Annotated in this window: 32 protein-coding genes (1 of these 32 cut by a window edge); 10 read left to right on the top strand and 22 right to left on the bottom strand. The window is 68.7% G+C overall.

Features of this window, described 5'->3' with window-relative positions; all coding sequences use genetic code 11:
- Nucleotides 1-933, top strand: the 3' portion of a protein-coding gene (locus KF780_01335; protein ID MBX3560428.1) for a lipopolysaccharide biosynthesis protein. The gene continues 507 nt to the left of window position 1, outside the view; the window shows 933 of its 1,440 coding nt (coding positions 508-1,440); the start codon falls outside the window, past its left edge; its stop codon occupies nt 931-933.
- On the opposite strand, the gene KF780_01340 is transcribed toward KF780_01335, so the two are convergent.
- Entirely contained in the window at nt 921-1,349 is a 429-nt protein-coding gene (locus KF780_01340) for a CBS domain-containing protein (GenBank protein MBX3560429.1), read from the bottom strand. The two genes, KF780_01335 and KF780_01340, sit on opposite strands and share 13 nt — an antisense overlap.
- Before the next feature lie 78 nt (nt 1,350-1,427).
- Here KF780_01340 and KF780_01345 point away from each other — a divergent pair, with 78 nt between their 5' ends.
- Nucleotides 1,428-1,742, top strand: coding sequence for a hypothetical protein (locus tag KF780_01345; protein MBX3560430.1), 315 nt, complete (start codon nt 1,428-1,430; stop codon nt 1,740-1,742).
- Nucleotides 1,726-2,109, top strand: coding sequence for an acyl-CoA thioesterase (locus tag KF780_01350; protein MBX3560431.1), 384 nt, complete (start codon nt 1,726-1,728; stop codon nt 2,107-2,109). Before KF780_01345 ends, KF780_01350 begins: the two co-directional genes overlap by 17 nt.
- On the opposite strand, the gene KF780_01355 is transcribed toward KF780_01350, so the two are convergent.
- The 7 genes from KF780_01355 to hisS all read right to left on the bottom strand — a co-directional run bounded on the left by KF780_01355 (nt 2,106) and on the right by hisS (nt 10,959).
- Nucleotides 2,106-3,689: a hypothetical protein gene (locus KF780_01355; protein ID MBX3560432.1), complete on the bottom strand. Its 1,584-nt coding sequence runs from the start codon at nt 3,687-3,689 to the stop codon at nt 2,106-2,108. The genes KF780_01350 and KF780_01355 overlap by 4 nt on opposite strands.
- A gap of 4 nt (nt 3,690-3,693) precedes the next feature.
- A complete protein-coding gene (locus tag KF780_01360) occupies nt 3,694-5,196 on the bottom strand; it encodes a DUF4139 domain-containing protein (GenBank protein MBX3560433.1) in 1,503 nt (500 codons plus the stop codon).
- Between the two features lie 55 nt (nt 5,197-5,251).
- Nucleotides 5,252-5,863 carry a DUF4167 domain-containing protein gene (locus tag KF780_01365; protein ID MBX3560434.1) on the bottom strand — a complete coding sequence of 204 codons (612 nt, stop codon included), beginning with the start codon at nt 5,861-5,863 and terminating at the stop codon, nt 5,252-5,254.
- Between the two features lie 249 nt (nt 5,864-6,112).
- Nucleotides 6,113-6,943, bottom strand: a complete 831-nt coding sequence (prmC, locus tag KF780_01370; protein MBX3560435.1) for a peptide chain release factor N(5)-glutamine methyltransferase — start codon at nt 6,941-6,943, stop codon at nt 6,113-6,115.
- A gap of 13 nt (nt 6,944-6,956) precedes the next feature.
- A complete protein-coding gene (locus tag KF780_01375) occupies nt 6,957-8,336 on the bottom strand; it encodes an amidohydrolase family protein (GenBank protein ID MBX3560436.1) in 1,380 nt (459 codons plus the stop codon).
- A gap of 278 nt (nt 8,337-8,614) precedes the next feature.
- Nucleotides 8,615-9,691: a peptide chain release factor 1 gene (gene prfA / locus KF780_01380; GenBank protein MBX3560437.1), complete on the bottom strand. Its 1,077-nt coding sequence runs from the start codon at nt 9,689-9,691 to the stop codon at nt 8,615-8,617.
- On the bottom strand, nt 9,688-10,959 hold the full coding sequence (hisS, locus tag KF780_01385) for a histidine--tRNA ligase (GenBank protein ID MBX3560438.1): 1,272 nt from the start codon (nt 10,957-10,959) through the stop codon (nt 9,688-9,690). Before hisS ends, prfA begins: the two co-directional genes overlap by 4 nt.
- A gap of 113 nt (nt 10,960-11,072) precedes the next feature.
- On the opposite strand from hisS, the gene ppa reads away from it, so the two are divergent.
- Together ppa and KF780_01395 are read left to right on the top strand one after the other, a co-directional pair.
- Nucleotides 11,073-11,609: an inorganic diphosphatase gene (gene ppa, locus KF780_01390; GenBank protein MBX3560439.1), complete on the top strand. Its 537-nt coding sequence runs from the start codon at nt 11,073-11,075 to the stop codon at nt 11,607-11,609.
- A 34-nt stretch (nt 11,610-11,643) separates the two neighbouring features.
- Nucleotides 11,644-13,191, top strand: coding sequence for an amidase (locus KF780_01395; protein MBX3560440.1), 1,548 nt, complete (start codon nt 11,644-11,646; stop codon nt 13,189-13,191).
- On the opposite strand, the gene KF780_01400 is transcribed toward KF780_01395, so the two are convergent.
- Both KF780_01400 and KF780_01405 read right to left on the bottom strand, forming a co-directional pair.
- Complete coding sequence (locus tag KF780_01400) at nt 13,188-13,541, bottom strand: TfoX/Sxy family protein (protein ID MBX3560441.1); 354 nt, start codon at nt 13,539-13,541, stop codon at nt 13,188-13,190. The genes KF780_01395 and KF780_01400 overlap by 4 nt on opposite strands.
- Nucleotides 13,538-13,855 (bottom strand): multidrug efflux SMR transporter, encoded by a 318-nt coding sequence (locus KF780_01405; GenBank protein MBX3560442.1) that lies wholly within the window; start codon nt 13,853-13,855, stop codon nt 13,538-13,540. The genes KF780_01400 and KF780_01405 overlap by 4 nt, the downstream gene beginning before the upstream one ends.
- Before the next feature lie 46 nt (nt 13,856-13,901).
- Here KF780_01405 and KF780_01410 point away from each other — a divergent pair, with 46 nt between their 5' ends.
- Entirely contained in the window at nt 13,902-14,540 is a 639-nt protein-coding gene (locus tag KF780_01410) for a DUF1345 domain-containing protein (protein ID MBX3560443.1), read from the top strand.
- On the opposite strand, the gene KF780_01415 is transcribed toward KF780_01410, so the two are convergent.
- The 4 genes from KF780_01415 to ispG form a co-directional block, all read right to left on the bottom strand.
- Nucleotides 14,537-15,163: a glutathione S-transferase gene (locus KF780_01415; protein MBX3560444.1), complete on the bottom strand. Its 627-nt coding sequence runs from the start codon at nt 15,161-15,163 to the stop codon at nt 14,537-14,539. The two genes, KF780_01410 and KF780_01415, sit on opposite strands and share 4 nt — an antisense overlap.
- Nucleotides 15,160-16,065 carry a DMT family transporter gene (locus KF780_01420; GenBank protein ID MBX3560445.1) on the bottom strand — a complete coding sequence of 302 codons (906 nt, stop codon included), beginning with the start codon at nt 16,063-16,065 and terminating at the stop codon, nt 15,160-15,162. Before KF780_01420 ends, KF780_01415 begins: the two co-directional genes overlap by 4 nt.
- 81 nt (nt 16,066-16,146) lie before the next feature.
- Nucleotides 16,147-16,428: a hypothetical protein gene (locus KF780_01425; GenBank protein ID MBX3560446.1), complete on the bottom strand. Its 282-nt coding sequence runs from the start codon at nt 16,426-16,428 to the stop codon at nt 16,147-16,149.
- On the bottom strand, nt 16,425-17,549 hold the full coding sequence (gene ispG / locus KF780_01430) for a flavodoxin-dependent (E)-4-hydroxy-3-methylbut-2-enyl-diphosphate synthase (GenBank protein MBX3560447.1): 1,125 nt from the start codon (nt 17,547-17,549) through the stop codon (nt 16,425-16,427). The genes KF780_01425 and ispG overlap by 4 nt, the downstream gene beginning before the upstream one ends.
- A 482-nt stretch (nt 17,550-18,031) precedes the next feature.
- Here ispG and KF780_01435 point away from each other — a divergent pair, with 482 nt between their 5' ends.
- Nucleotides 18,032-18,382: a hypothetical protein gene (locus tag KF780_01435; protein MBX3560448.1), complete on the top strand. Its 351-nt coding sequence runs from the start codon at nt 18,032-18,034 to the stop codon at nt 18,380-18,382.
- 3 nt (nt 18,383-18,385) lie between these two features.
- Entirely contained in the window at nt 18,386-18,862 is a 477-nt protein-coding gene (locus tag KF780_01440) for a hypothetical protein (protein ID MBX3560449.1), read from the top strand.
- Between the two features lie 106 nt (nt 18,863-18,968).
- Here the strand turns inward: KF780_01440 and KF780_01445 are convergent, their stop codons facing one another.
- Entirely contained in the window at nt 18,969-19,175 is a 207-nt protein-coding gene (locus KF780_01445) for a toxin-antitoxin system HicB family antitoxin (protein ID MBX3560450.1), read from the bottom strand.
- Between the two features lie 12 nt (nt 19,176-19,187).
- Nucleotides 19,188-20,099: an SPFH domain-containing protein gene (locus tag KF780_01450; protein MBX3560451.1), complete on the bottom strand. Its 912-nt coding sequence runs from the start codon at nt 20,097-20,099 to the stop codon at nt 19,188-19,190.
- A 161-nt stretch (nt 20,100-20,260) separates the two neighbouring features.
- On the opposite strand from KF780_01450, the gene KF780_01455 reads away from it, so the two are divergent.
- Nucleotides 20,261-21,274: an isoaspartyl peptidase/L-asparaginase gene (locus KF780_01455; protein ID MBX3560452.1), complete on the top strand. Its 1,014-nt coding sequence runs from the start codon at nt 20,261-20,263 to the stop codon at nt 21,272-21,274.
- A complete protein-coding gene (locus tag KF780_01460) occupies nt 21,271-22,131 on the top strand; it encodes a S1/P1 nuclease (protein ID MBX3560453.1) in 861 nt (286 codons plus the stop codon). The genes KF780_01455 and KF780_01460 overlap by 4 nt, the downstream gene beginning before the upstream one ends.
- On the opposite strand, the gene pal is transcribed toward KF780_01460, so the two are convergent.
- The 6 genes from pal to ybgC form a co-directional block, all read right to left on the bottom strand.
- Nucleotides 22,132-22,644 (bottom strand): peptidoglycan-associated lipoprotein Pal, encoded by a 513-nt coding sequence (gene pal, locus KF780_01465; protein ID MBX3560454.1) that lies wholly within the window; start codon nt 22,642-22,644, stop codon nt 22,132-22,134.
- A 47-nt stretch (nt 22,645-22,691) separates the two neighbouring features.
- Nucleotides 22,692-24,032, bottom strand: a complete 1,341-nt coding sequence (gene tolB, locus KF780_01470; protein ID MBX3560455.1) for a Tol-Pal system protein TolB — start codon at nt 24,030-24,032, stop codon at nt 22,692-22,694.
- Nucleotides 24,029-24,823: a cell envelope biogenesis protein TolA gene (locus KF780_01475; GenBank protein ID MBX3560456.1), complete on the bottom strand. Its 795-nt coding sequence runs from the start codon at nt 24,821-24,823 to the stop codon at nt 24,029-24,031. The genes tolB and KF780_01475 overlap by 4 nt, the downstream gene beginning before the upstream one ends.
- Nucleotides 24,824-24,839: 16 nt before the next feature.
- The gene (gene tolR / locus KF780_01480) at nt 24,840-25,283 is read right to left on the bottom strand and encodes a protein TolR (protein MBX3560457.1); all 444 of its coding nucleotides are present in this window, start codon (nt 25,281-25,283) and stop codon (nt 24,840-24,842) included.
- 242 nt (nt 25,284-25,525) lie between these two features.
- Complete coding sequence (gene tolQ / locus KF780_01485) at nt 25,526-26,185, bottom strand: protein TolQ (GenBank protein ID MBX3560458.1); 660 nt, start codon at nt 26,183-26,185, stop codon at nt 25,526-25,528.
- A 26-nt stretch (nt 26,186-26,211) separates the two neighbouring features.
- On the bottom strand, nt 26,212-26,670 hold the full coding sequence (gene ybgC, locus KF780_01490) for a tol-pal system-associated acyl-CoA thioesterase (protein MBX3560459.1): 459 nt from the start codon (nt 26,668-26,670) through the stop codon (nt 26,212-26,214).
- Nucleotides 26,671-26,710 lie beyond the last annotated feature (40 nt).

The raw sequence follows: 26,710 nt of genomic DNA on the forward strand, positions 1-26,710 counted from the left end.
CCGGGGATGCTGTGGTTCGCGCGCGCCGTCGGCTTCGCGATCGCGGCCAGGCTGTGGATTCGGCCGCGCTTCCGATTCGACGGTGCCGGCGCGATGGCGCGCTATGGCGGGGCGATGACCTTGGTGCAGTGCTGCTGGTTCGTGCAGAGCCAGTCGGATGTGGTGATCGGCGGGCGGATGCTCGATGCCCATATGCTGGGCGTCTATACGACCGGCCTGTTCCTCACCCAGATCATCGCCGCCAAGTTCGTGCCGCCATTGAACGAAGTCGCCTTCGCCGCTTATTCGCGGATGCAGGAGACGCGGCGCGACGCGATGGCGGGCGCCTTTGCCAAGACGGCGCGGCTGATCATGCTGGTCGCGCTCCCCTTCTATTTCGGCCTTGCCGTCACCGCCGAGCCGCTGGTGCTGACCGTGCTGGGCGACAAATGGGGCGAGACCATCGCCGTGATCCCGGTCCTCGCCATGGCGATGCCGCTGATGACGCTCCAGATCCTGTTCGCGCCCGCCACCAACGCGCTCGGGCGCCCGGCGCTCGCGGTCTATACGGGTGCGTTCGGCGCGGCGATGATGGTCGTCGCCTTTCTGATCGGCATCCAGTGGGGCATCATCGGCCTCGCCTGGGCCTGGCTCGGCGGCATGGCGGCCTTGCTGGCGGTGACCGTCGCCATCTCGCTGCCGGTGATCGGCGCACGGCTCGGCGCGCTGGCTGCGGCGGTGCGCCCGGGGCTGGCGGCCGCGACCGCGATGGCGGTCGCCGTGGCGCTGCTCGATTCTGCGCTGCCGCCGCTCGCCAATCCCGTGCGGCTGGCCGCGCTCGTCTCGTTCGGGGCTGCGGCTTACGGCGCTTTGCTGTTCGTCTTCGCCCGCGCCGCGGTTGACGAAGTGATCGCGATCGTCCGGCCGAATCGGGCCGCGCCTCAGACGCTCTGAATGTAATCCAGCATCGCGGCGGCCTCCTGCTCGATCTTGTCGAGCCGGTATTTGACCAGATCGCCGATCGAGACGATGCCGATGATCCGGCCGCCCTCGACCACAGGCAGATGGCGGATGCGCCGCCCGGTCATCAGCGAGAGCGCGCCCATCACTTCCTTGTCCGGTTCGACGGTCAGCGCCGGCGAGGTCATCAGCTCGCCGACCGTCCGATCCAGCGCCGCCGCGCCCTCTTTCTTGAGGCAATAGATCACGTCGCGTTCCGACATGATGCCGACGACGGCGCCGTCGCTCACCACCGGCAGCGCGCCGATCCGCTTCTCGGCCAGCATCGCCACCGCCTCGCGCACCGGCAGGTCGGTGCCGACGGCCAGCACGTCTGGCCCCTTGGTCTTCAAAATCGCGGCAATCGTCATGGCGAGGAGCCCTCCTTCTGCCATCCTCGTCGGACTAACGCCGACTCGCCCCTTGATGATCCCATGGGCGGCGGCCAAATGGAAGCCATGCCCCGCCACGATCCCATACCGCGCCAGCCGGACGCGCCGCATGACGGGAGCGCTCTGGCCTGGGCGCGTTATCGCAGGTTCATGGGTTGGATGGCGTTGCTCGCGCTCGCGGTCGCGCTGCTGGCGGTCGCCTGGCTGGCGACCGGCGACGCGCCGCTGCGGCTGCACATGGTGATCGCCACGATGCTCGGCGTCGGGTTCACGATGCTCGTCGGCACCGGCCTGATGGGCCTGGTCTTTCTGTCGAATCGCACCGGCCATGACGAAGACGCCGCACAAGGAGCGCATGACGATGAACGCTAAGAGCCGCGAACCGATCCTGCGCGTCGCGCCGCGCCCCGGCGACATCAACGCCAACGGCCACATCTTCGGCGGCTGGGTGCTCAGCCAGATGGACATCGCCTCGGGCATCGTCGCCGCGCGCGAGGCGGAAGGTGCGGTCGCCACCGTGGCGATCGAGGCGATGACCTTCATCGCGCCGATCCTGCTGCACGACCTCATTTCGGTCTACGCCGAGGTCGAACGGATCGGCCGCACCTCGATCGCGATCCGCATCGAGGTGATTGCCACCCGCGACCGGGGACGCGAGGAGGTGAAGGTCACCGAAGGCGTCTTCACCTTCGTCGCGCTCGACGAGAATCACCGGCCCCGCCCGGTGAAGCGCGGCTAGTCCGTCTCGCCGTCGGCGCGAATCCGAATCCGGTAATTCAGCGCGGCAATGCCGTTGGCGGGCACGTCGGTTGCCCAAAGCGGGCGGCCGTTGCGCCGGGCGAGGCGGCGGGCCGGGCGGAAGCGCGCATCGGTGTCCATGAATTCCGCCTCGAAGCGGACCGGCACGGGCCGGTCGCTTGCCACGACCAGCCGATAATCGCGCCAGCGCCGGCTTTCCGCGACCAGCTCGATCCGGGTGGTCACTCCGGGCGCCTCATCAAGCTCGATCTCGACATCGTTCTCCACCGCCCGATCGGGCAGGAACCCCTCGCCGATCAGGATCGGCCGCCCCATCGCTTCGGCGAACAGCCGGAAGCCGCCGGCGGGCAAGGGAAGGCCGAGACCGTCGGCGGTGCGGTTGCGCGTGACCAGCATCTGCGTGGTCGGCGCCGGCGTCCCGTCACCATCTTCGTCGTGCGGCATGAGCCAGCTTCGATAGACCAGACCGGCGCGCACGCCCGGGCGGGTCATCAGCGCCACCTGCTTCTGCGCATTGGCGGCGACCGTGACCGGCTCGGGAATGCGGTACAGCTTCAGATCGCCCAGATCTTCCTGCTCGGCGGTCACCACGGCGATCGGGGTGGACGATTCGAGATCGGCACGGCGCATCCGGCTGCCCGTCACGATGATCGCTTCGGAAAGATATACGTCATCGAATGCGACCGCCGGGGGCGCCGGCTGAGGCATGTCCTGAGAGGCGATATCGCTCGTCCGCCCCTGCGGCCAGCATTGCAGGTTGAGGGCGCCGCCCGCGCGCGGCTCGGCGTGGACATCCTCGCGGTTGATGTTTCCCGCGACGGCCTGGGTGTCGGCGTTCGGGAAGCTGGTCTCGTCCTGGCTCGCCAGCGTCAGCCAGGCGAAGAGATCGATGCGCCGGCCGTCCTCCGACAGATGGGCGAGATAATTGGCCTGCCAGTCGAAGCCGCTGGCGAGATAGGAAAGCGTGACGGTGGCGGTGACCGGCCGACCGGCCCGCGCCCGCACGGACAGGGTCGGCCGGGCGGACAGCCCCGCCGGCACGCCGTCCAGGACGAGCGTTTCGGCAAGACCGGTGCAGCGCAGCGCCTCGAAACCCTCGGCGGTCTGGAGCACCAGCGCGCCGTCCGCGCCGCTGCGGATCACCGCCTCCTGCTCGCGCACCTCGCCGGTCGCGTTCGAGGTCCGGCGCAGATGGACGCGCCGGCCGAGCGACTGGCCGATCAGGGTTGCGGGCGACAGCAGCAGGGCGTCGCGGTTGCGCTCGATTATGCCTTCCGGAAAGCCGGTAATGATCGCGCTTTGCGGCAGGATGCCGCCGGCCACGCCTTCGAAGCGGATCGTCGATTCGCCGGCGGGGATGGCGATCGTCCGCGTCTCGCTGATCAGCGCATAACCATTCAGCCAGTCGAGATTCGGCTCCTCATCCGGATCGCGCTCGGGATCGCGATAGACGGTGACCGCCACCCGCTCCGGCGCCGCCGAGGTGACGACCTCCTGCGCGATCGCCTGGACCGCCCACAGGGCAGCAATGCCCGCAAGGAGGACGCGCGCGCGCCGCATCGCTTCAATGCCGCGACTGGAAGGTCACATCGACATCGACCGAGCCGTTGGCCGGGACCGGCACGCGCCAGACCACCTGATCCGCCGACAGCCGCTCGCTCGGCAGGCTTTCCGAGACGATCCGCGTGTCGCCCCAATAATTGCCGACGCCGGACTGGAAGACGCTGACCGTCACCGGCACCGGCCGGGCATTGGAGACGGTATAGCGCATCCGGGTCTGCCAGAAGGCCGTGCGGGTCAGGTCCTCGCGCTCGCCGGTGGTGACGCCGCCCTGCGGATCGACGATCCGGAAGCGCGACGTACGCTGCCATTCCTCGACGCTGATCCGCTCGCGCGCCTCGACGACCGGGCGGACCTGCACGTCGAACGCCTGACCGGTGACCAGGCCCAGCTCTGACCCCATCGGCGTGTGGCCGATCCCGCTTTCGCCGATGAATTGCGGATTGCCGCGCGCGTCGCGCTGATAGACCCGCACCGTGCCCGCGGGGAGCGCATCGCCCAGCCCCTGCGCGCGCGAAGAGGAGAAGCGCAGCACCGTATTGGCGCTTTGCGGCTGTTCCAATGTGGTCAGCCAGCCGAGGCGATATTCATAGGCGCGCTGGGCCGGGGCGCCGGCGACGTCGAGGAAGCTCACCTGCTTGGTCTGGCGGTTGGCGATCGTGGTGCGCTCGGGCAGCGGATAGAGATAGTAATCGCCGATCCGTTCGCGGTCCGCGGTCTCGGTGCCGGCCTGGCGCACGCCCGGCGAGCGCGGCGGCATGGGCGGACGGCCGCGCACATTCTGCGCCTGCCCCTGGCCGACCGCGCCGGCGACCAGCAGGGTGTCGGCATTGGTGAAGGTCGTGCCGCTATTGTTGGTGAGCGTGATCCAGCCCTGCACGTCCATCCGCCCGGCATCCTCGTCGAACAAAGCGACATAATCGGCGGACCAGCCGAGGCCGGGGGTGAGATAGGTGAGGGTGAGCGGTCGCCGGCCGGCGCGCGCGCTCTGCACCGTCACCGACAGCGTCGGCCGCGCGCGCAGATTTTCCGGCACCCGATCGAAGATCACGCGCACCGGCAGGCCGTCGTCGCGCAGCACCTCGATCCGCTCCCCGATCTGCAACACCACGCCGTTGTTCGCGGCCAGCACCCGCGCCCGCTCGCGCAGCTCCTGACCGGTGGCGGGGTTGGTGCGCACCAGAGTGATCGTCTCGCCCACCGCCTTCTGCATCAGCGCCTGGGGCGAGAGCAGGTCGAAATCGAAATTCTGCTCAACGATGCCGATGCCCGGGCCGGTGAGCGTCACCGTCTGCGGCTGGATCTGGGCGGAGACGTCGGGGAATTCGATCCGGGTGCGCCCCGAGGGGACGTCGAGCTGGCGGGCGTCCTGCACCAAGGCGAGATTGTTGTTGTAGATGGTGACGGCGACCTCGCCCTGCGCGGTCTGCGACGGCGGCGGAATCACATTCTGGGCGAGCGCCGGGCCGGCGAACAAGGCGATGGAGACCAAGAGCATCGCACGCATGAAAACGCTCCCCCGAAACAGGTTCGAGGGAGCGTCCTACAGGTCCACGATCAGGTCAAGCGGCGGGCGCGATATCCTCGTCACCGGCGCGGGGACGACGGACGGTCCGGCGGCGCGGGGCGCGGGCCGGCTGATCCTCGTCCCCTTCGTCGGGCGGCGTGGAGGGCGCGATCGACGGCGGCAGGCTGTCGAGGGCGATGCGCTCGCCCGCTTCGTCCTCGCCTTCGGCCTCCTCGTCGCGCTGGCCGCGCGGGCGGCGGGCGCGATATTCGCCGTTGCGCTGGCCGCGATCCTCGCGCTCGCGCGGAGCGCGTTCGCGGCGCGGCGGCGCGGCGTCCTCGGCCTCATTGGCCTCGGCGGCCATTTCGTCCTCGCCCTCATCCTCGGCGTCATCGTCGCCGCGCTGGCGGCGCTGTTCCTCGTAGCGGGCGCGGCTTTCGCCGAGCACGCGGAAATAGTGATCCGCATATTGCAGATAATATTCGGTCTGGACCCGATCGCCCTGCATCTGCGCGTCGCGGGCGAGGCCCTTATACTTTTCGAGAAGCTGGGCCGCGTTGCCGCGCTGCCGGTTGTCCTGGCGATTGCCGGGACCGGGATTGCTGCCGGGCGGGCGACCGCCGCCCCCGCGACCGCGCCTGCGGCCGCCTTGACGATTGTTGATCAAACGAAAATCCTCACCAAGGATGGTTCACTTTCAACCCGGCCGGGCCAATCCCGGCCATTCCATTTGCACGACCCCGCAAGGCTGAATCCGCGCTTTCGGCGCACATCCAGGCACCTCGCCAAATCGCCGTGTCGAGCGACAAGCAATCGGGGGTCGGCGACGTTCGGGCCCTCACGCATCCATGCTGTGGCTGGCCCCGTCCCTGGCCCCTATGTAGCCACCGCGCCGCCCAAATCCAAGGGAAAAAGCTTAATCGTCCCGTAAAAGCCGCAGAACGAGGCAGCGCGCGATCCCCTTAAGGTCGGCGCGTGACGAAATGGTGAATCCCGCCTCGGCGAAGAGAGTGCCCGCCGCCGCCGCCTGTCCTGCGCCGATCTCGACGCAGGCGATGCCGCCGGGCGCCAGCAGCCGTGGCAGCCGGGGCGCGAGGCGGCGATAATCGTCCAACCCGTCGGCTCCGGCATAGAGCGCGCCGGCGGGTTCCCAATCCGCGACATCGGCGGGAAGGGCCGCGTCTTCCTCGATATAGGGCGGGTTGCACAGGACGAGATCGAAGCGCTCTTCGACGCCCTCGTCCCAATCGCCCGGACGGAATTCGGCGCGTTCTGCGAGGCCGAGCCGCTCGGCATTGCGGCGGGCATAGACGAGCGCCTCTTCGGATCGGTCCACGCCAAGCCCGCGCGCGTCCGGCCATTGATCGAGCGCGGCGAGCAGCAAGGTGCCCGGCCCGGTGCCGAGATCGAGGATTGCGGCGGGGCCGTCCGCGCCGAAATGATCGAGCGCCGCCTCGATCAGCGTCTCGCTGTCCGGCCTTGGGACGAGCGCGCCGGGACCGACCGCCAGCTCGATCGTCCAGAAGGCGCGCGTGCCGGTGATATAGGCGACCGGCTCATGCGCCAGCCGGCGGCCGACGAGATCGTCGAAGGACCGCGGCGCCGGATCGCGCGTCCGGCCCAGCAACATCGCCTCGCGCGGCACGCCCAGCGCATGCGCCATCAGCAGTTCGGCATCGAGGCGCGGCGTCACGGACACGCTCTCGAGACGCCGGGCGGCGTCGCGCAAGGCGTTCTGCACGATCATCCCTGCGGCAGGATCAGCCGCGATACCGCGCGGCGATCGCGGCGAGGCCCGCCTGGATGTCCGCTTCGGAGAGCCAGCGACCGTTCACCATCACGCCGGCGCGGCGCCGGACATTGGCGACATCGGCGAGCGGATCGGCTTCGAGCAGGATGAGGTCGGCGCGCCGTCCGGTCGCGATCGTTCCGAACCTCTCCTCCTCGCCGAGGAAGCGCGCGACGTTGCGGGTGCCGGTGAGAAGCGCCTGATAAGGCGTCAGGCCGGATTCGACGAGAATCCGAAGCTCGTGATGGATCGAGAAACCCGGCACCTGGAAGATCTGCGGCGCGTCCGAGCCGAGCAGCAGGCCGGCGCCGGCATCGTGAAGCGCCCTGATCAGCCGGCCGCGCATCTCGACGAAACGCTGCGCCGTCGCCGCGTCGTAGCCCGGCTGGGCCTGCAGGCCGCCTCGCGCCTGCGCCCATTGCGCCCGCATCTGCGGCGGCACATAGGCCATTTCCGGCCAGGCCAGCAGCGCGTCCGTGGTCGGGCTGGCGAGCAGGAGGTGGTGCATCAGGCTTTCGGTCGGCACGTTCCACACGCCGGACGCGACGATGCGCGCGACGAGCGCGGGGATGCGCGCCTCGTCCACCGCATCGGCGTGATTGACGCCGAAGAAGCCGCCCGGCCCGGACGCCGCACCTTCCGGCAACAGCACCGTCACGAAATCGTCGAAATGATCGACCGTCGCCTGCCGCGCCTCCAGCGCGCGCATCAGGCCGACCTCGGCCGGGACATGGCCGCCGAGCGTCATGTTCTGCGCCCGTGCCGCCGCGACGATCGCGTCGTAGCGCGGCCGGTCGAGGCCGGGATGGATTTTCAGGAAATCGTAGCCCGCCGCCCTTTGCTCGGCGACCATGCGGCGCGCATCCTCCGGCGTCGCGACGCTGTTGCCGTTGAGCGAGGGGCCGGACGTGTAGATGCGCGGCGAGACGATCTCGCCCCGCTCCGCCTGCGCGCGCAGGGGAAGATGGTGCGGCGCGCCGAGCATCGAGCGGGCGAAGGTGATGCCGTTGGCGGCGTAGAGGAACAGCACATCGCGCGTCCACTGCGCCTGATCGGCCTGGGGCGGGACATGGGCATGCATCTCGGCCAGCCCCGGCATCAGATAGCGGCCCCGCCCTTCGATCCGGGTCGCGCCCGCCGGGACCGCCGTGCTGGCGGACGGTCCCATCGCCACGATCGTGCCGTCGCGGACGATCACATTCTGGTTCGGCAGATGGCCGTCCCGGTCCATCGGCACGACCGTCACATTGACGATCGCGTAGGTGCCGGCGGACTGTGCAGCGGCCGGCGCGGTGGTGAGCAGGCCGAGCAGGCCGAGCAGGGTCAACAAAGCGGTCAACAGCCTCGGCACGAAATCTCTCCTCTCATCTGTCCGGAGCGCTCCGGCACCGTGCCACGCGCGCCGCGCGGCGGCAACCGGCCCGGCGTCGGATCGCCGGGCCCTTGGAATGTAGGATTTCCCCTGTCATCCTCGCGCCGACTCGGGCCCTGCCCGGCTCGCCGGCTTTTTGAACCGTCCATCTCCATTGCCGCCACGATCACCCTTGCGGGAGGGGCGATGCCCCCCGACAGGGCATGAAGTTAGTCAACTTCCGCGCCGCAAAACGGTCGGGGTGCGCGCAGCGGGGCTCAGCTTTCGTCGAGATGCGCCAGCCGCTCGGCCTCGTCCTCGGCGATCAGGGCGTCGACCAGCTCGTCCATCTGGCCTTCCAGGATTTCGGGCAGACGGTGCAGCGTCAGGTTGATGCGGTGGTCGGTCACGCGTCCTTGCGGGAAATTGTAGGTGCGGATGCGCTCGGAGCGGTCGCCGGAGCCGACCATCGAGCGGCGCGCGCCGGTCCGCTCGGCGGCGAGCCGCTCGCGCTCGGCCTCGTAGAGTCGGGTGCGCAGCACCTTCATCGCCTTGGCCTTGTTCTTGTGCTGCGAACGCTCGTCCTGCTGGATGACGACGATGCCGGTCGGAAGATGGGTGATGCGCACAGCGCTGTCGGTCGTGTTCACGCCCTGCCCGCCGGGACCGGAGGCGCGGTAGATGTCGATGCGCAGCTCCTTCTCGTCGATCTGGACGTCGACCTCCTCCGCCTCGGGCAGCACCGCGACGGTGGCGGCCGACGTGTGGATGCGCCCGCCGCTTTCCGTGACCGGCACGCGCTGGACGCGGTGGACGCCGCTTTCGAACTTCAGCCGCGCGAACACGCCCTGGCCGGTGACCGAGGCGATCGCCTCCTTGAAACCGCCAAGCTCGGCCGCCGTCGCCGACACCATCTCGAACCGCCAGCCCATGGTCTCGGCGTAACGCTGATACATGCGCAGCAGATCGCCGGCGAAAAGCGCCGCTTCGTCGCCCCCTGTGCCGGCGCGGACCTCGAGCATCGCCGGGCGATCGTCGGCCGCGTCGCGCGGCAGCAGCTTCAGCGCCAGCGCCCGTTCGGCCGCCTCGAGCTGCTCGCGGTTCAGCGTCAGCTCCTCGGCCGCCAGCGCCCGCAGTTCCTCGTCCGCCTCCTGCGTCATCTCGGCGAGCGACTTGGCCTCGTCGCGCAGCCGCCGCACCTCGCGCGCCGCCTCGGCCACCGGCTCGATCTCGGCATAGTCCTTGGACAGCTTCACGAACTGGTCGGCGGGCAGATCGCCCGACGACATGGCCTGCGACAGCTCCTCCCGCCGCGCCTCGATCGCGGCAATGCGCTCGGCGGAGATGCGGGTCATTCGTCGTCGCTACCAGATACGATCTGGCGAGGCCCAACGGCCGACACTACCGCCAATCGAATTTCCCGCCGCAAGTCGGATTCGCTCGTCAGATAGCTAATGTGCACCTTGCCTACTGGATCCGACGTCGCACGGACAAATACCACAGCGTGATGGTCGCGCTTTTTCGCGTATTCAACGCGCTTGCGACTATTCCCGCGATAGGCTGTGTCCACGGCAATTTCGTGAGCTCGCAAGCTAGAAGCAATTCGCTGAGCTTCCTCTTCAACCTCTGAATCGTCCGCGATTACTGACAGAACTATCCCTCTTTCCGGCGCCTCGATCATCATCGCCAGCCGCTCGATGCCTGCCGCCCAGCCGACAGCAGGCGTGTGCGGGCCGCCGAGGCTTTCGATCAGGCCGTCATAGCGGCCGCCGGCCAGCACAGTGCCCTGCGCGCCGAGGCGGTCGGTGACGAACTCGAACGCGGTGTGGCGGTAATAGTCGAGGCCGCGCACCAGCCGCGCGTTGCGCGTCCAGGCGACGCCGGCCGCGTCCAGCCCGGCGGTGACGGCGGCGAAGAAGTCGCTGGCCTCGCTGGTCAGGAAGGCGTCGATGTCCGGCGCGCTGTCGGCGATCGGGCGGTCGCGCGGATCCTTGGAATCGAGGATGCGCAGCGGATTCTTGTCGAGGCGCGCGATACTGTCTTCGGACAGATCGCCGCGATGCGCCTCGAAATGCGCCACAAGCGCCGCGCGCCAGGCATCGCGCGTCGCCGCGTCGCCCAGCGTGTTGAGCTGGAGCGTGATGCCGTCCGCGATGCCGAGCTCGTGCAGAAGCTGATCGGCGAGGACGAGCAGCTCCACGTCCGCAGCCGGGGCGTCCGTGCCGATGATCTCGGCGTCCAATTGGTGGAACTGGCGGTAGCGGCCCTTCTGCGGGCGCTCGTAGCGGAAGACCGGCCCGTAGGTCGCCAGCTTCATTGGCGCGTGCTGCTGCCAGCCTTCGCTCAAATAGGCGCGACAGATACCGGCGGTGAATTCGGGACGCAGCGTGACCGAATCCCCGCCTTTGTCGGCGAAGGTGTACATCTCCTTGGAGACGACATCGGTGGTCTCGCCGATCGAGCGGGCGAACACCTCGGTCGCCTCGAACACCGGGATCTCGATCCGCTGGAACGCATAGAGGCGGCGCACGCGATCGAACGCGGCCGTCACCGTGTGGAAACGGTCGGCTTCCTCTCCCCAGATGTCCTGGGTGCCCCTGATCCTCTGCGGCCCCTTGCTCATTGGGCGCCGCCTTTAGCAGCTTTGCCGCGCGGCGGAAGGCCCGCGTAAAATTTGTGCAGGTGCGAAGAAAGCGCTTCCTTGGCCCCGTGCGCAGCGCCTATAGGCGCGCCGTCATGAACATCGACCTCATCCCCGTAGGGGACAATCCGCCCGAATCGATCAACGTCATCATCGAGGTGCCCACTGGCGGCGAACCGGTGAAATACGAGTTCGACAAGAAATCCGGCGCGCTCTTCGTCGATCGCATCCTGCACACGCCGATGCGCTACCCGGCCAATTACGGCTTCGTGCCCCACACGCTCTCGCCGGACGGCGACCCGCTCGACGCGCTGGTCATCGCCCGCTCGCCCTTCGTGCCGGGCTGCGTGGTGCGCGCCCGCCCGATCGGCGTGCTGAAGCTGGAGGACGAAGCGGGCGGCGACGAGAAGCTGATCTGCGTCCCGGTCGACACGACCTTTCCCTATTATTCCGACATCGGCGAGCGGCAGGACCTGCCCTCGATCGTGCTCCAGCAGATCGAGCACTTCTTCAAGCATTACAAGGATCTGGAAGAGAAGAAGTGGGTCCGGATCGGCCAGTGGGGCGACGCCGCCGAAGCGCGCGTGATCGTCACCGAGGCGATCGAGCGGGCAAAGGCGGCGAAGGGCTAGACGCGCCCGCCTCGTTGCGGCAGCGTGCCGGTCCATGATCCGGCATCTGACCATCGGCGCGGCGCTGACCGTGGCCGCCACCGCCGCCCTCTCGCAGACCGAGGCGCCCATGTCCGCATCCGACAGCGCCGAGGCGCGCACCCGCGCCGCGATCGAGCGGATCGAGGAATTGAACCCGCGCCTCAACGCGGTGATCGCCGTCGATCCCACCGCGATCGATCAGGCCCGCGCGCTGGACCGCATCCGCCGCGCGCGCGGCCCCCTCTTCGGCATGCCGATCCTGATCAAGGACAATATCGAGACCGAAGGCCCGCTGCCGACCACGGCGGGCAGCCTCGCCCTCATCGACAATGTGACCGGGCGCGATTCGCCTCTGGTCGCGCGGCTGCGCGCGGCGGGCGCCGTCATCCTCGGCAAGGCCAATCTCTCCGAATGGGCGAACATCCGCTCGTCCGATTCGATCTCCGGCTGGAGCGCGGTGGGCGGGCAGACGCGCAACCCCTATGCGCTCAACCGCAACACGTGCGGCTCCAGCTCGGGCAGCGCGGTGGCGGTGGCGGCGGGCATGGTGCCGGCGGCGATCGGCACCGAGACGGACGGCTCCATCACCTGCCCCGCCGCGCTGAACGGCATTGTCGGCTTCAAGCCGAGCGTCGGCCTGGTCAGCCGCACCCACATCGTGCCGATCAGCCACAGCCAGGACACACCGGGGCCGATGACCCGGACGGTGCGCGACGCCGCGCTCATCATGAACGCGATCGTCGGCACCGACCCGGCCGATCCCGCTACAGCCGAGGCCGACGCCCGGCGCGAGGATTATGCGGCGGCGCTCCGCACCGACGCGCTGCGCGGGCGGCGGATCGGCGTGATGCGCTTCTCGGCGGGCTTCGGCACCGACGTCCCGTTCGAGGCGGCGCTCGCCGTGCTGCGCGCGCAGGGCGCCCAGCTGGTCGAGATCCGCGAGCTGCCGATCAACCGGCAGGACATGGGCCGCAACGAGTTCGCCGTCCTGCTGGCCGAGCTGAAGCACGATCTCGACGCCTATCTCGCCACCACGCCGGCGGCGGTGCGGACGCGCACGCTCGCACAGGTCATCGCCTTCAACGAGGCCCATCGCGACCGGGAAATGCCTCTCTTCGGCCAGGACACGTTCCTTCAGGCGCAGGCGACGAACGGCCTCGACGATGCCTGGCGGGAGGCGCGCGAGACCTCGCTGCGCCTCGCCGGACCGGAGGGGATCGACCGGCTGCTGAGCGAGCACAATGTCGTCGCCCTGGTCGCGCCGACCCGGCCCGCTGCCTGGCTGATCGACGCCGTCCATGGCGACACCAGCCCCGGCGGCGGCCCGGCCGGCAGCCTCGCCGCTGTCGCCGGCTATCCGCACCTCACATTGCCGATGGGCGAGGTGCGCGGCCTTCCGGTCAACCTCTCCTTCATCGGCCCGAAATGGTCCGACGCGCTGATCCTGTCGCTGGGCTATGCCTATGAGCAGGCCGCCAATGTCCAGCTGGAACCGCGCTTCCTCGACTCGATCGAGGAGAGCGGCGAAGTGGCCCCGCATCTGCGGCCGGCGGCACGCTAGCGTTTCTTAGGCCGCTTCTTCGCCGCGCCCCTTAGGCCCGCCGCCACCGCCAGCCCGGCCCAGCGCTGCATCGCCTCGGGATCGTCGTACACATCCGCCGGCGCGCGACGATAGTTCAGCGTCTGGACGGTACCGTCCTTCTCGGTGAAGCTGTAGCGCTCGCAGCCCTCGGCATCCCAGATCGCCTCCGATTCGGCGTCGGCCTTGAACCAGATCTCGTCCTCGACGACCGCGAAGATGGTTCCGTCGAGATAGAGCACGGCTACGCCCATCATCTTGCGCAGCGTCACGTCGCCGATCGGCGAGAGAGCCTCCTTCGCCCATTCGTAAAGGCCCGCGTCGAAGCTCATCCGTGGGTCAGCTTCAGGCCCGCGATACAGGCGACGATGCCGAGGATGAGCAAGGCGCGCACCAGGCCGGCGGGCTCGTCGAAATACCAGATGCCGACCAGCACCGTGCCGATCGCGCCGATCCCGCCCCACACCGCATAGGCCGTGCCCATCGGAATGGTACGCGCGGCATATTCGAGCAAGGCCATGCTGATCCCCACCGAGACGAGGAAGGCGATCGTCCACGGCACGTTGCGGAAGCCGTCGACGAAGCGCAGCGAGGTCGTGAAGCCGATCTCGAACATGCCGCCAAGAATGAGGAGCGCCCAGGCCATGGCGAAAGAATTAGCCTCCGGGACGCTGCCGCGCTAGCCATGGACCATGGCAGGCAGGCCCGCCAGGACGATCGGCAACCGGCTCGCGCCGGCGCGTTTCATCGTCTTCGCGTTGCTGCTCGCCGCCGGCATTCCCGCCGCCGCCTTGTTGCTGGAAGATTGGCTGGTCGGCATCATGCTCGGCTTCGACGGCGCGGCCCTGGTTTTCCTGCTGTCCTGCCTGCCATTGGTCGGCATCGGCGATGCCGCAACGATCCGTGATCATGCCCGCAACAATGACGCGAACCGCACGATGCTGCTCCTGCTCAGCGGCATCGTCTCGGTCGTGGTTCTGGCGACGATCGCGGCCGAGATGGCAGGCGGACAGCAGACGCCTTGGCCGGTCGGCGCGCTGATCGTCGCGACTTTGCTGATCGCCTGGCTGTTCAGCAACATGACCTATGCGCTGCATTATGCTCACCTGTTCTACGGGGGCCGCGGCGGCGGCATCGATTTTCCGAAGACCAGGGAGCCAGTCTATTCCGACTTCATCTATTTCGCCTTCACGCTGGGCATGACCTTCCAGACATCGGACGTGGCGATCGCCGATCCGGCCGTCCGGCGGATCGCCACCCTGCACTGCCTCGCCGCCTTCGTGTTCAATCTCGGCGTGCTCGCCTTCACGATCAACGTGCTGGGCGGCTAACCCGCCGGAAAGTTGCGCGCCATCACGGCGGCGATGGCCGGATGGGCCAGCGCCGCGTCCGCCGCCGCCGCGATGCGCGGGGTTTTTGCGTCGAACCAGGCGCGACCCGGCCGCCAGTGCACCATCGCCGCGACATAGATGTCGAGCGCGGACAGGCGTTCGCCCAGCGCATGCGGTGCGCCGACCTCCGCCTCGAACTGCAGCCAGAGCTGTTGGCGATGCGCCATGACCGACGCGACCAGTCCCTTCTCGTCCGTCGTCCAGCGCTCCGGATAATCGGCATAGGTGAAGGTGGGATAGACGCTCGCCACCAGCCAGATCAGCCGGCGCAGGAAATGCGGCCGCTCCGGCGCCGCCGGCGGCGGGGCGAGCGGCGCGCCGGGCGCCAGCTCGGCGAGCAGGAGCGCGATCGCCGCGGATTCGGTCATCACCGTCCCGTCCGCCAGCACGAGCGTCGGCACCTGTGCAAGCGGATTGAGCGCGATCAGCTTCTCCCGCATCGGGCCGGGGCGGTCGAAGCCGTCGACATCGACGAAATCGTGGGGGATGTCCGCGACGGCCAGCATCGCCTCGACGATCGTCGAGCCCCAGCCGCGCGCGCCATAGAGGGTCATGCGGGTCATTGGCCGATCTCCACTTGCGGCGCCTGGACCATTTTGCTGGGCCGCGCCGCGATCACACAGGCGGCGACGATCATCGCCGCGCCGGCCAATGTAAGCAGGCGCACTGGCTCGGCGAAGATCAGCCAGCCGAACAAGGCGGCCCAGAGGAAGCCGGTATATTCGGTCGGCGCGAGATATTGCGCCTCGGCCCGCGCATAGGCCCAGGACAAAGCCAGCAGCGAAGTGAAGGCCAGCGCCGCCGCGCCGATGATGGCGGGAAGCTCGTGGACCGGCGGCCAGACGGCGAGGAACGGCGCGCCGAGCAGGAAGCAGCTCGTCATGATCGCGCTCATGAAGAAGGCGATCTCCACGGGTTTCGCTACCAGGGCCTGCTGGCGCATCAGGATGATATTGTAGGCGTAGAGCCCGGCCGAGGCGAGGATGGCGAGCGAGCCGCGAAAGGCGTCCGGCCCCAGCTCGGCCCGCGCCTGTCCCGCGAGGATCACCAGCACGCCGGCGAAGCCGAGCAGCGAGGCCAAGATGGCGCTGCGCGCGATCTTCTCCTTGAGAATGATCGCGGCAAGATAGAGCGCGATCAAGGGCGCGACGAAGGCGAGCGCGATCGCCTGCGCCATCGGCACCCGCGCCAGCCCCCAGAAGAAGAGGAAGGCCATCACGGCGGACAGGGCGCCGCGCAGCAGGTGGATGCGCAGGACATGCGGCGCCGGCCAGGACAGGCGGCATCCGAAGAAGATCGCGCCGCCGAACAGCGCACCGGCCATCGTCCGCCAGAGCAAGGCGTTGTAGGTGCCAAGCGCCAGAGCAAGATGCTTCATCAGCGCATCCATCACCGAAAAGAGCGCGATGCCGAGGACCGCGACGGCGAAGGGAATGGCGATTGAGGGCGCGGGCGGCGAGGACATTGGCGGCGCCATAGCGAGCCGACTCAACCGTGGCGAGCCATTCCCGATCAAGGCGCGGCTCGGCTGAGCCGCCGCGCCATTCTATTCGCCGGAATCGGGTCGGACTTCGTCGCGACGGATGACTTTCCCCACCTCCAGCTCGTCGATGCGCAGCTTGCGGATGTGCGCCTTGCCGATCCAGAGACGTCCGACGGCGAGCGCGCCAAGGGCCAACGCTCCCATCGCGGCAGCGCCGAGCGCGGCCGAACCCAGAATCGACATGCCGGTCGCCGATGCGCCGGTTGCCGAAGCTCCCGTGGCGATGGCTTCGCGCGCCTCGGGCGGCGCGTGGACGACGTCCGCCAGGGCGGCCTTGTGCTTCATTCCGCCGCCGCCGGCACGGCCGCGCTGTCCGCCTCGATCTCGGCCGCCTTCGCTTCCACGAGCTTCACGATATGGTCGATCATGTCGGCATCCTGGACATGATGGTCGGTGACGCCGGACAGATAGACCATATGCTTGCCGTTGCCGCCGCCGGTGATGCCGATGTCGGTCTCGCGCGCCTCGCCCGGGCCGTTGACGACGCAGCCGAGCACGGAGAGCGACATCGGCGTGCGGATATGGCCGAGCCGCTCCTCCAGCTTCTCCACGGTGCGGATCACGTCGAAACCCTGCCGCGCGCAGGAGGGGCAGGAGACGACCCGCACGCCCCGGTTGCGGATGCCGAGCGCCTTCAGGATTTCGAAGCCGACGCGCACCTCCTCCTCCGGCTCGGCGGAGAGCGAGACGCGGATCGTGTCGCCGATGCCGAACCAGAGCAGCGAGCCGATGCCGATCGCCGACTTGACCGTGCCGCCGCGCAAGCCCCCCGCCTCGGTGATGCCGAGATGGAGCGGGCAATCGACGGCCTCGGCGAGCTGCTGATAGGCGGCGACGGCGAGGAACTGGTCCGACGCCTTCACCGCGACCTTATATTCGTGGAAATCATGGTCCTGGAGCAGCTTGATATGGTCGAGCGCGCTTTCGACCAAAGCCTCCGGGCAGGGCTCGCCATATTTTTCGAGCAGGTCCTTCTCGAGGCTGCCGGCATTGACGCCGATCCGGATCGAGCAGCCGTTCGCCTTCGCCGCGCGCACGACTTCGGCGACCCGTTCGGACGACCCGATATTGCCCGGATTGATGCGCAGGCAGGCGGCGCCGGCGTCCGCCGCCTCCAGCGCGCGCTTGTAGTGGAAATGGATGTCGGCGACGATCGGCACCTGCGCGGCACGGACGATCTCGCGCATCGCGGCGGTCGATTCGACGTCGGGGCAGGACACGCGGACGATGTCCGCCCCCGCCTCCTCGCAACGGCGGATCTGGTCGATCGTCGCCTTGGGATCGGAGGTCGGCGTGTTGGTCATGGTCTGGACCGTCACCGGCGCGTCGCCGCCGACGGCGACATGGCCGACCATGATCCGCCGCGACGGGCGGCGCTGAATGTCTCTCCAAGGGCGAATGGACATGGCCGCGCATATAGACCTTGCCGGAGGCAGCGCCAAGCGACCGTGAAAACGCGAATCGATCCGTTCGCCGAAGCGCGGCATCGGCAACGCCGTCCGTTCAGGAAATCGCGATTCAAGCTGAACACGGGGCGCGGAAGTTGACGAACCTGACGCTACGCCGGGGATCGGCGCCCCTCCCGCACGGCCCGCCCAAGTCCTGAGAACAGTCCATTTCGGCAGGGCGGACCGGCACGGCATTCCGGCAGCGTGACAGAGGATTTCCTACATTGCCAGAGAGCGGCCTGCCCGAAATTTCCCGCTGTTCGAAGCCGGGAAGGGCTTGCGTCAGCAGGTGACGACCAATCAGGACACCTATCGGCGGCTGTTCGTCTTGGTCGAGCGCACCGCCGCGGAGGTCAGATAGCGCCCAGACGGTGCCGGGTTGACCCGACAAGGTCCGCCGGGGACAATGCGCGACAGCGGGCAATCTGGGAGAGACGGATATGCGCAAACGACTTGCACTGGCGGCCTTGCTGTTCGCCGCGCTGCCGGCAACCGTGGCGGCGCACCATGGCTGGAGCAGTTATGACGCCAACCGCACGATCACCCATCAAGGCACGCTGACCGAACTCAGCTGGTCCAACCCGCACGGCACGGCCAAGACCAATTATCAGGGCCGCAGCTGGGATGTCATCCTGGCGCCGGTTTCGCGCATGGAAGCGCGCGGACTCAGCGAGGCGATGATCCGGCCGGGTCAGCGCATCACCCTGGTCGGCTATCCGCGCCGCGACGGCACGGCGGAGATGCGGATCGAGCGCGTCATCGTCGGCAACGCGACCGTCGAGCTGCGCTGACCCTTGGAGTGGCTGGCGAGCCTGGCGGTCGCACTTGAAGCTTCGGGATTCGGGCAATGGGCCGGGCGGTCAGCATGGGCCTATCCGGCCGCCAATGTCGTCCACGTCTTCGGCATCATCCTGTTGATCGGCGGTATCGGGCTGGTCGATCTCAGAATCCTCGGCGTCTTTCCGCGCCTGCCGCTCCAGCCCTTGTCGCAGGCGCTGACTCCGCTCGCGATCGCCGGCCTGGTGCTGATCGCCGCGAGCGGGATCATCATGTTCGCCGCCGATGCACGCGCCATGGCGGCGTCCGACATGTTCCAGCGCAAGCTGGTCCTCATCCTGATCGCGCTGGCCAATGCGGCGGTCTTCCGCCTCCTCCATCGCGGCGCGGGCTGGATCGATCGTCCGCCCGCCTCCGCGCGAATCATGGCCTTGGCCTCCTTATTGCTGTGGCTCCTCGTCGCGGCGGCCGGCCGGATGGTCGCCTATAGTTGAAAGCCTCAGGTCAGGCTCAGCACCGCCCAGCCGGCCAGCAGCAGGACCAGGAACGCGGCGATCAGCCAGGGGCGGCGCTTGTGGCTCGCGTGAAACATCATGAACATCACTCCTTCTCCTCCTTGGGCGGGCGGCCGCGCTTGCGCTGTTCGGGCGCGGCGACCTTCACCCCGCGCCGCGCCAGCGCCTCGCGCAGCAGCACCTCGATCTCGGCATTGACGCTGCGGAACTCCACCGCCGCGCACCGCTCCAGCGCGTCCCACAGGGCCGGCTCGATGCGCAGCGGAAAGGCTTTCTTCGGCGTGTTGGGCACGAGCCGGCTCCCTTACTGGTAGAGCGAGCCGGCGTTCACCACGGGCTGCGTGTCGCGTTCGGCGCAGAGCACCACCATCAGGTTCGACACCATCGCCGCCTTGCGCTCGTCGTCGAGGTGGACGACGCCCTTCGCCGACAGCTGGTCCAGCGCGGTCTCGACCATGGTGACGGCGCCCTCGACCAGCCTGGCGCGGGCGGCGATCACCGCTTCGGCCTGCTGGCGGCGCAGCATCGCCTGGGCGATCTCCTGCGCATAGGCGAGGTGCATGATCCGCGCCTCGTCGATGACGATGCCGGCGCGCGCCACCCGCTCCTGCAGCTCCTTCTCCAGATCCTCGCCGACGATCTCGGCATCGGCGCGCAAGGTCACTTCCTTATGCTCGATGTCGTCATAGGGATATTTGCCGGCGATCGCGCGCACCGCGCTTTCGATCTGGATGTGGACGAAGTCCATATAGCTGTCGACGTCGTAGAGCGCCTGGGCCGTGTCGGCGACGCGCCACACCACATTGGCCGCGATCTCGATCGGATTGCCGCGCAGGTCGTTCACCTTCAGCTTGTCCGACGTGATGTTGTGGATGCGCGTCGAGATCTTGGAGCGGATCAGCCAGGGCAGCACCCAGCGCAGGCCGGTCGTCCGGTCGGTGCCCTTGTAATCGCCGAACAGCAGGATCGCCGCCGCCTGGTTGGGCTGCAGGAAATAGAAGCCGCACAGGATGAAGATGAAGGCGACGCTGCTCAGGACGAGCAAGGTCGCGCCGATCGCGTCCTGCCCATCGACAAGCATGCTGACGCCCAGGATCCCCGCGGCGATGGAAAGCAGCAGGATGAGCAGCATCACATAGCCGCTGCTGGTCCGCGCCGGGCGCTCGCTGGAGGCGCGCAAGGCATGGATTTCATTCGTCCGGATTGTGTTCGGCATGGTTCGACCTCCTCCTGATTCGCATTAATTCTGATATCATAATTATATTTTTCCGATTTGTACAAGCAAAATCGTTTCGGCGGCATTCGGGCAGGGTCCGACGGGAGTGGCGTGGGAGCGACGATCTGCTATGCGGGGCCGCCTGTGAAAGGGGATTGCCGATGCGTTTCCTGTCCGTCCTGATCGGAGCGATGCTGATGACGACCGCCGCCCAAGCCCAGCAAGCCGCAACGACCGGGGAGCGCCCCGCCTGGCGCCTGGTCATCCATGGCGGCGCGGGCGTGATCGAACGGTCGCGGCTGACGCCTGAGCAGGACCGCGAGATCCGCGCCGCGCTCGACCGGGCGCTGGCGGCGGGGCAGGGCATACTGGCCGGCGGCGGCGCGGCGCTCGACGCGGTCGAGGCGGCGGTGCGCGTGCTGGAGGACGATCCCCATTTCAATGCGGGGCGCGGCTCGGTCTTCACCTGGGACGGCCATATCGAGATGGATGCGGCGATCATGGACGGGCGCGACCGCAATGCCGGCGCTGTCACCGGCGTCACCGCGACGCGCAACCCGATCCGCCTCGCCCGCGCGGTGATGGAGGACAGCCCGCACGTCTTTCTCTCGCGCGAGGGCGCCAATCAGTTCTCGATCGACCGGGGCCTGCCGCAGGAGCCCCCCGAATATTTCCAGACCACCGAGCGCCGCCGCCAGCTCGACGAGCTGCGCTCGCGCCCCAGCGCCGAGCATTTCGACGTGCATCTGAAATACGGCACGGTCGGCGCGGTGGCACTCGACCGGAACGGCCATGTCGCCGCCGCGACCTCAACCGGCGGGCTGACCGGCAAGCGCTGGGGCCGGATCGGCGATTCGCCGATCATCGGCGCCGGCACCTATGCCGACGACCGCGCCTGCGCCGTCTCGGCGACCGGCGCGGGGGAATTTTTCATCCGGGCCGGCGTCGCGCACGAAATCTGCGCGCGGATGCGGATGGGCGGCGAAACTCCGCAAGCCGCCGCCGACTCGGTAATGGCCGAAGTCGCGGCGATGGGGGGATCGGGCGGCGTCATCGTCGTCACCCCTCGTGGCGACGGCATCTACAGCTTCAACACGCCGGGCATGTATCGCGGCGAGGCCTCGCCCGCCGGCCGCTCGGTGGCGATCTATGGCGACGAGGCTGCCGCGCGATGATCCGCAAGCTCTGGCTCGCGCTGCTGATCGCGCTGGCGCCCGCGCCGGCGACCGCCTGGTGGGAATATGGCCATGAGGTGGTGGCGCGGATCGCCTGGCTGGAGGTCAGCCCGCGGACCCGCGCCGAGCTGCGCCGCCTGCTCGCCCAGTCGCGCCTGCTCGACACGCCGACCTGCGGGGCGCACACGATCGAGCTGGCGAGCTATTGGCCGGACTGCATCAAGACGCTGGGCGACCGCTTCAGCTACGCCTCGCCCTGGCACTACCAGAATGTCGATATCTGCCGGCCGTTCGACCAGGCATCGGCCTGCCGCGACGGCAATTGCGTGTCCACCCAGATCGCCCGCAACGCGCGGCTGCTCGGCGACCGCACGGTCCCGGCGCGCGAGCGGCTGATGGCGCTGGCCTTCCTCGTCCACTTCGTCGGCGATCTGCACCAGCCGATGCATGCCGGCGATCATGGCGATCTCGGCGGCAACCGGGTGCGCGTCAGCTACGGCATCATCGCCGGACGCACGAACCTGCATCTCGCCTGGGACGGCTATATCGCCGAGCGCGCCATTTCGACGCCGCCCGGCGGCGCCGACGCGATCCGCGCCGGGCTTGGCGCGGCGGAAAAGGCCGAAATGCGCGGCGGCGAGATCGAGGATTGGGCGCGGGAGAATTGGGAGATCAGCCGCGAATTCGCCTATGGCACGATCCGCGCCGATCCCTGCACCCGCGAAGCGGAGGGAGAACGCCCGGTGATCACCGAGGAGATCACCGGGCGGCTCATTCCGGTCGTGCGCCGGCAGGTGGCTCGCGGCGGGCTGCGCCTCGCCCGCTTGCTGGACGAGGCGCTGTCGCCGCAGGGCTGATTATTCCGGCACCACCGTCACGGCACGGCGGTTCTGCGCCCAGGCGCTTTCGTTCGAGCCGGGCACGGCCGGGCGCTCCTTGCCCCAGCTGATCGTCTGCATCCGGCTGGGATCGACGCCGCGCGACTGGAGATAGTTGCGCGCCGCATTGGCCCGGCGATCGCCAAGCGCCAGGTTATATTCGCGGGTGCCGCGCTCGTCGGCATGGCCCTCGATCGTGACGCGCACATTGGGGTTGCGCGTGAGCCAGGCGGCCTGCGCGTCGAGGATGCGATTGGCCTCGTTGTCGAGCGAGTAGGAATCGAGCGCGAAGAAGACGCGGTCGGAGGTCACGCTCTGCAGGAAATCCGCGCGCGAGCCGGGTACGACGGCGCCGCCGACCGTGCCGTCCTGCTCCCAGTCACCCGGCGTCGACGAGCTCGGCGGCTCGGGCGGCAGATCGGCGGACCGCCGCGCGCAGCCGGCGGTCAGCGAAAGCGCGACGGCGATTGTCGCCAGTCCGGTCATCCTCATTGCTTGTTTCATGTCGTTTCTCCTTGTCCTTGCTTTTCGAAAAACTGCTAATCGCGTAACGGCGACCAGGCCGGATCCGATCCGCCGAGCGGCGTCGGAACCCGGCGCGTGACGCCGGAGCCGACATCGACGTACCAGAGCTCGCCCTGGCTGGCGCCGCGGGTGAACATCACGGCGCGGCCGTTCGGCGCCCAGGTCGGGCCCTCGGCGAAGCCGCCACTGGTCAGGATGCGCTCGCCCGCGCCGTCCGGCGACATCACGCCGATCCGGAAGCCGCTGGTCTTGGTGAAGGCGATCAGATCGCCGCGCGGACTCCAGACCGGCGTCGCATAGCCGCCGCCGCCGAAGCTGATCCGGCGCTGGTTCGATCCGTCCGCGTTCATCACGTAGAGTTGCTGGGTGCCGCCCCGGTCGCTTTCGAAGACGATGCGGCGGCCGTCCGGCGAATAGGAGCCGCCGGTATCGATGCCCGGCGCGTTGGTCAGCCGCTGCGGCGTGCCGCCGGCGACGGGGACGCGATAGACGTCCGTGTTGCCGTTCACGGCCATCGAGAAGATGATGTGGCGGCTGTCCGGCGAATAGCGCGGCGCGAAGGTCTGGTAGGGCGCGTTGACGATGGGGCGGGTGCGCCCCGAATCGAGTTCGTAGATCATCACCCGCGGCCGTTCGCCTTCATAGGTCATGAAGGTGATCGTCTGCTGGTTCGGCGCGAAGCGCGGGGTCAGCACCGTATATTGGCCGTTGGTCAGGAAACGGTGATTGGCGCCGTCATAATCCATGATCGCGAGACGCTTCACCCGCCGGTTGGCGGGCCCGGTTTCCGAGACATAAACGATGCGCGTGTCGAAATAGCCGCCCTCGCCGGTCAGCCGCGAATAGATGGTGTCGGCGCAGCGGTGCGCGGCCCGGCGCCAGTCGCGCGGCTGGACGACATAGCCCTGCCGGGTCAACTCGGTGCGCGCGGCGACGTCGTAGAGATAGCAGCCGACCGTGATCGAGCCGTTGCCGTTGGCCTGGACGAAGCCCTGGACCAGATTCTGCGCGCCGGTGGTCTGGAAATAGGGGAAATCCGGCGCCGTTACCTGCGGGAAGGACACCGGACGCAGGCCACCCGGCCCGATCGGCGTGAACAGGCCGGAATTGCGCAGGTCCGCCGCGATGATGTCGGCGACCTGCCGGCCGAGCGCCTGGGTATTGCCCGCCGGCGTGTCGGTCGGTTGCGGCGTCGGCATATGCGGGATCGCGATCGGCAAGGCGGCGCGCCGGCCGCCAGTGACGTCGACGACGAGCTGGCCCTCGTCCTGGTCCTGCGCCAAAACGGGCGTAGCCAATGTCAGGCTCAAGAGAGCGGCGATGATCGCGAAAATACGCACGTTTCTGATCCTCATCCCGGCAACCGATAGTTCATGGTGAAATTGCTCCAACCGCGCGGCACATCGTACAGTTCCTGCGGAAGGCCCCGGAGCGGGGAGCAGCCGACGAAGGCGGCGACCGCGATGTCGGCGACGCGCTCGGCATAACGGCGGTTCTCGTCATCCAGCCCGCGCTGGGCGCCGACGCGCGGCCGTCCGGCGAGCGAGCCGTCGCGGTTGAGCCGCAGGCTGACCGGCGTGACGATGCGCTCCGCGCCGGGACCCGGATAGACCTGCCGATCGGCGCAGGGCTGGACCTGCCGTGTAATCGCCTGGGCGATGTCGGCGGCGGCCTGTGCGCTCATCGTCGCGGCGGGCGCCGCCTGCGCGCGCGACGGCGAGGGATCGCGGCCGATATTGTCGAGATTGAGGTCGCCGAGTCCCGGCGCGCGGCTGCGCTGCGAGCGGCCGCGCGCCTCCTCCGGGCGGCGGCGGTCGGTCGGGTCCGCCTTGGGCTGGGGCTGGCGCGCGCGCTCGGGCGACGGCGCGGAGGTGCGCGGTGCCGGTTGCGGCGGTGCGGGTTCGGGGGCCGACGGCGCGGCTTCCTCGGGCGGCCCGGCCTCCGGCGCGGTGGCCTGGGCCGGCGGCTCGGCGACCGGCGTCGGCGAGGCGGAGACGAGCGCGATATCGTCGACGAACGACACGGAGATTGCGTCCGAGACGGGCGGCGGCGCGGAGGCGGCGAACAGGCCGAGCGTCAGCGCGGCGAGCAGGGCGGCATGCCCCGTCACCGCGACGCCCAGCCCGGTTGCCTCCGCCCGATCCATCAGCGTGCCCCGGGCATCAGCGCGCCTCGCCCGTCGCGGTGCTGACCAGCGCCACGCGGCGCAGGCCGGCGCGGTTGATCTCCCCCATCACCTGCATCACCCGGCCGTAATCGAGCCCGCGATCGGCACGCAGATAGATGCGCGGCCCGCCTTCCTCGCGGCTGGCGGCGGCGATCGACTGGAGACGCGGCGCGAGGCCGTCATCCCCCATCGGCGCATCGTCGACGAAGATCGCGCCGGTCTCGTCGATCGAGATCGACACCGGATCCTGCTCCTGGTCGAGCGCGGCCGCCTTGCTTTCGGGGAGATCGACCTGGACGCCAGTCGTGAGCAAGGGCGCCGCAACCATGAAGATGATGAGCAGCACCAGCATCACGTCCACCATCGGCGTGACGTTGATCTCCGACATCGGCGTCCTGCGGCCGCGCCGGCCGGGGCCGAGAATGGGGCCCATCGCCATCTAGAATTCCTCCCCGAGATTTCTCGGGGAACGGGACCATGCGCAGCCTGGTGGAGGGGCCCCTCCACCGCACTTCGTGCGGTCTCCATGGGCAGGTTCGGATCGCCCCGCGATCCGAAGCCATGTCCGGGGGACATGGCGACCAGCCCATCCCGCAAAAGCAGGGGAGGACAAGAATGTCGCATGAGCAGGTGCGGATGTCCCCCGGACATCCGCAGCCATGCCAAGGCATGGCAGCCTGCTCATCCCTCCATCTCCAGCTCGCGCGAGAGCGCGCCGTGGAAGCCGTCGGCGAAGCGCTGGAGCTTCGCCTCGATCCGGTTCACGGTGAAGCTGAAGCGGTTATAGGCGATCACCGCCGGGATGGCGGCGAACAGGCCGAGCGCGGTGGCGAACAAGGCCTCCGCGATGCCCGGCGCGACCACGGCGAGGCTGGTGCTCTGCTGCCCGGCAATGTCGGCGAAGGCGCGCATGATGCCCCACACCGTGCCGAACAGCCCGACGAAGGGCGCGACCGAACCGACCGTGGCGAGGATGTTGAGCCGGCCGGCGACCCTGTCGGTCTCCGCCGTCACCGCCGAATGGAGCGCGACGGCGAGCCGGCCGCGCGTGCCTTCCTTGTCGACGCTGCGCCCCGCCGTCGAGCGGCGCCATTCGGCGACCCCGGCGGCCAGCACCTTGGCGGACGGCAGATCGCCCTTGCCCCGGCTTTCGTAGAAGCTGTCGATATCCTCGGATTTCCAGAAGTCGCGCTCGAACCGCTCGTTCTCGCGCGCCATGCGGCGCAGCTTCAGCCACTGGCCGACGATGATCGTCCAGGTCCAGATGCTGGCGAGGACGAGACCCACCATGACCGACTTCACGACGATGTCGGCCTGCATGAACAGGGCGATCGGCGACATCACATCGCCCGTGGCTCCAATATGCGTCACTTCGCTCCTTCCTCTTTCAGCCGCTCGAAACGATCGAGCCACTCGCGCGGCTGGCGCTGCGGTCGGCCGTCCGGCGCGATGAACGCCGCCGTGACCGTCGCGTCGGCGAGGATTTCCCGCCCGCGCATGACTCGTTGATGAATGACGCTGGAGGCGGCGCGCACCTCGACGAGTTCGCTCAGGATCCGAAGATCGTCGTCGAGCTTCGCCGGCGCGCGATACTTGATCCGTACCTCCGCGACGACATAGACGCCGCCGCCAGATTCCAGCGTCGCGCGCTGATCGATGCCCAGGGCGCGCAGCATGTCGGAGCGGGCACGCTCCATATATTTCAGATAGTTGGCATAATAGACGATGCCGGCCGTATCGGTATCCTCGAAATAGACGCGCAGGGCGAAATGGTGGACGCCGTCCACCCAGCCGCCTTCATAGGGCCGGTCGATCTCTCTGCTCACGCGAGCGGCTGTATCGGCGGGCGACTCCGCGGCCAAGCCC

Source organism: Sphingomonas sp., assembly GCA_019635535.1.
In the GTDB taxonomy this organism is placed as follows: domain Bacteria; phylum Pseudomonadota; class Alphaproteobacteria; order Sphingomonadales; family Sphingomonadaceae; genus Allosphingosinicella.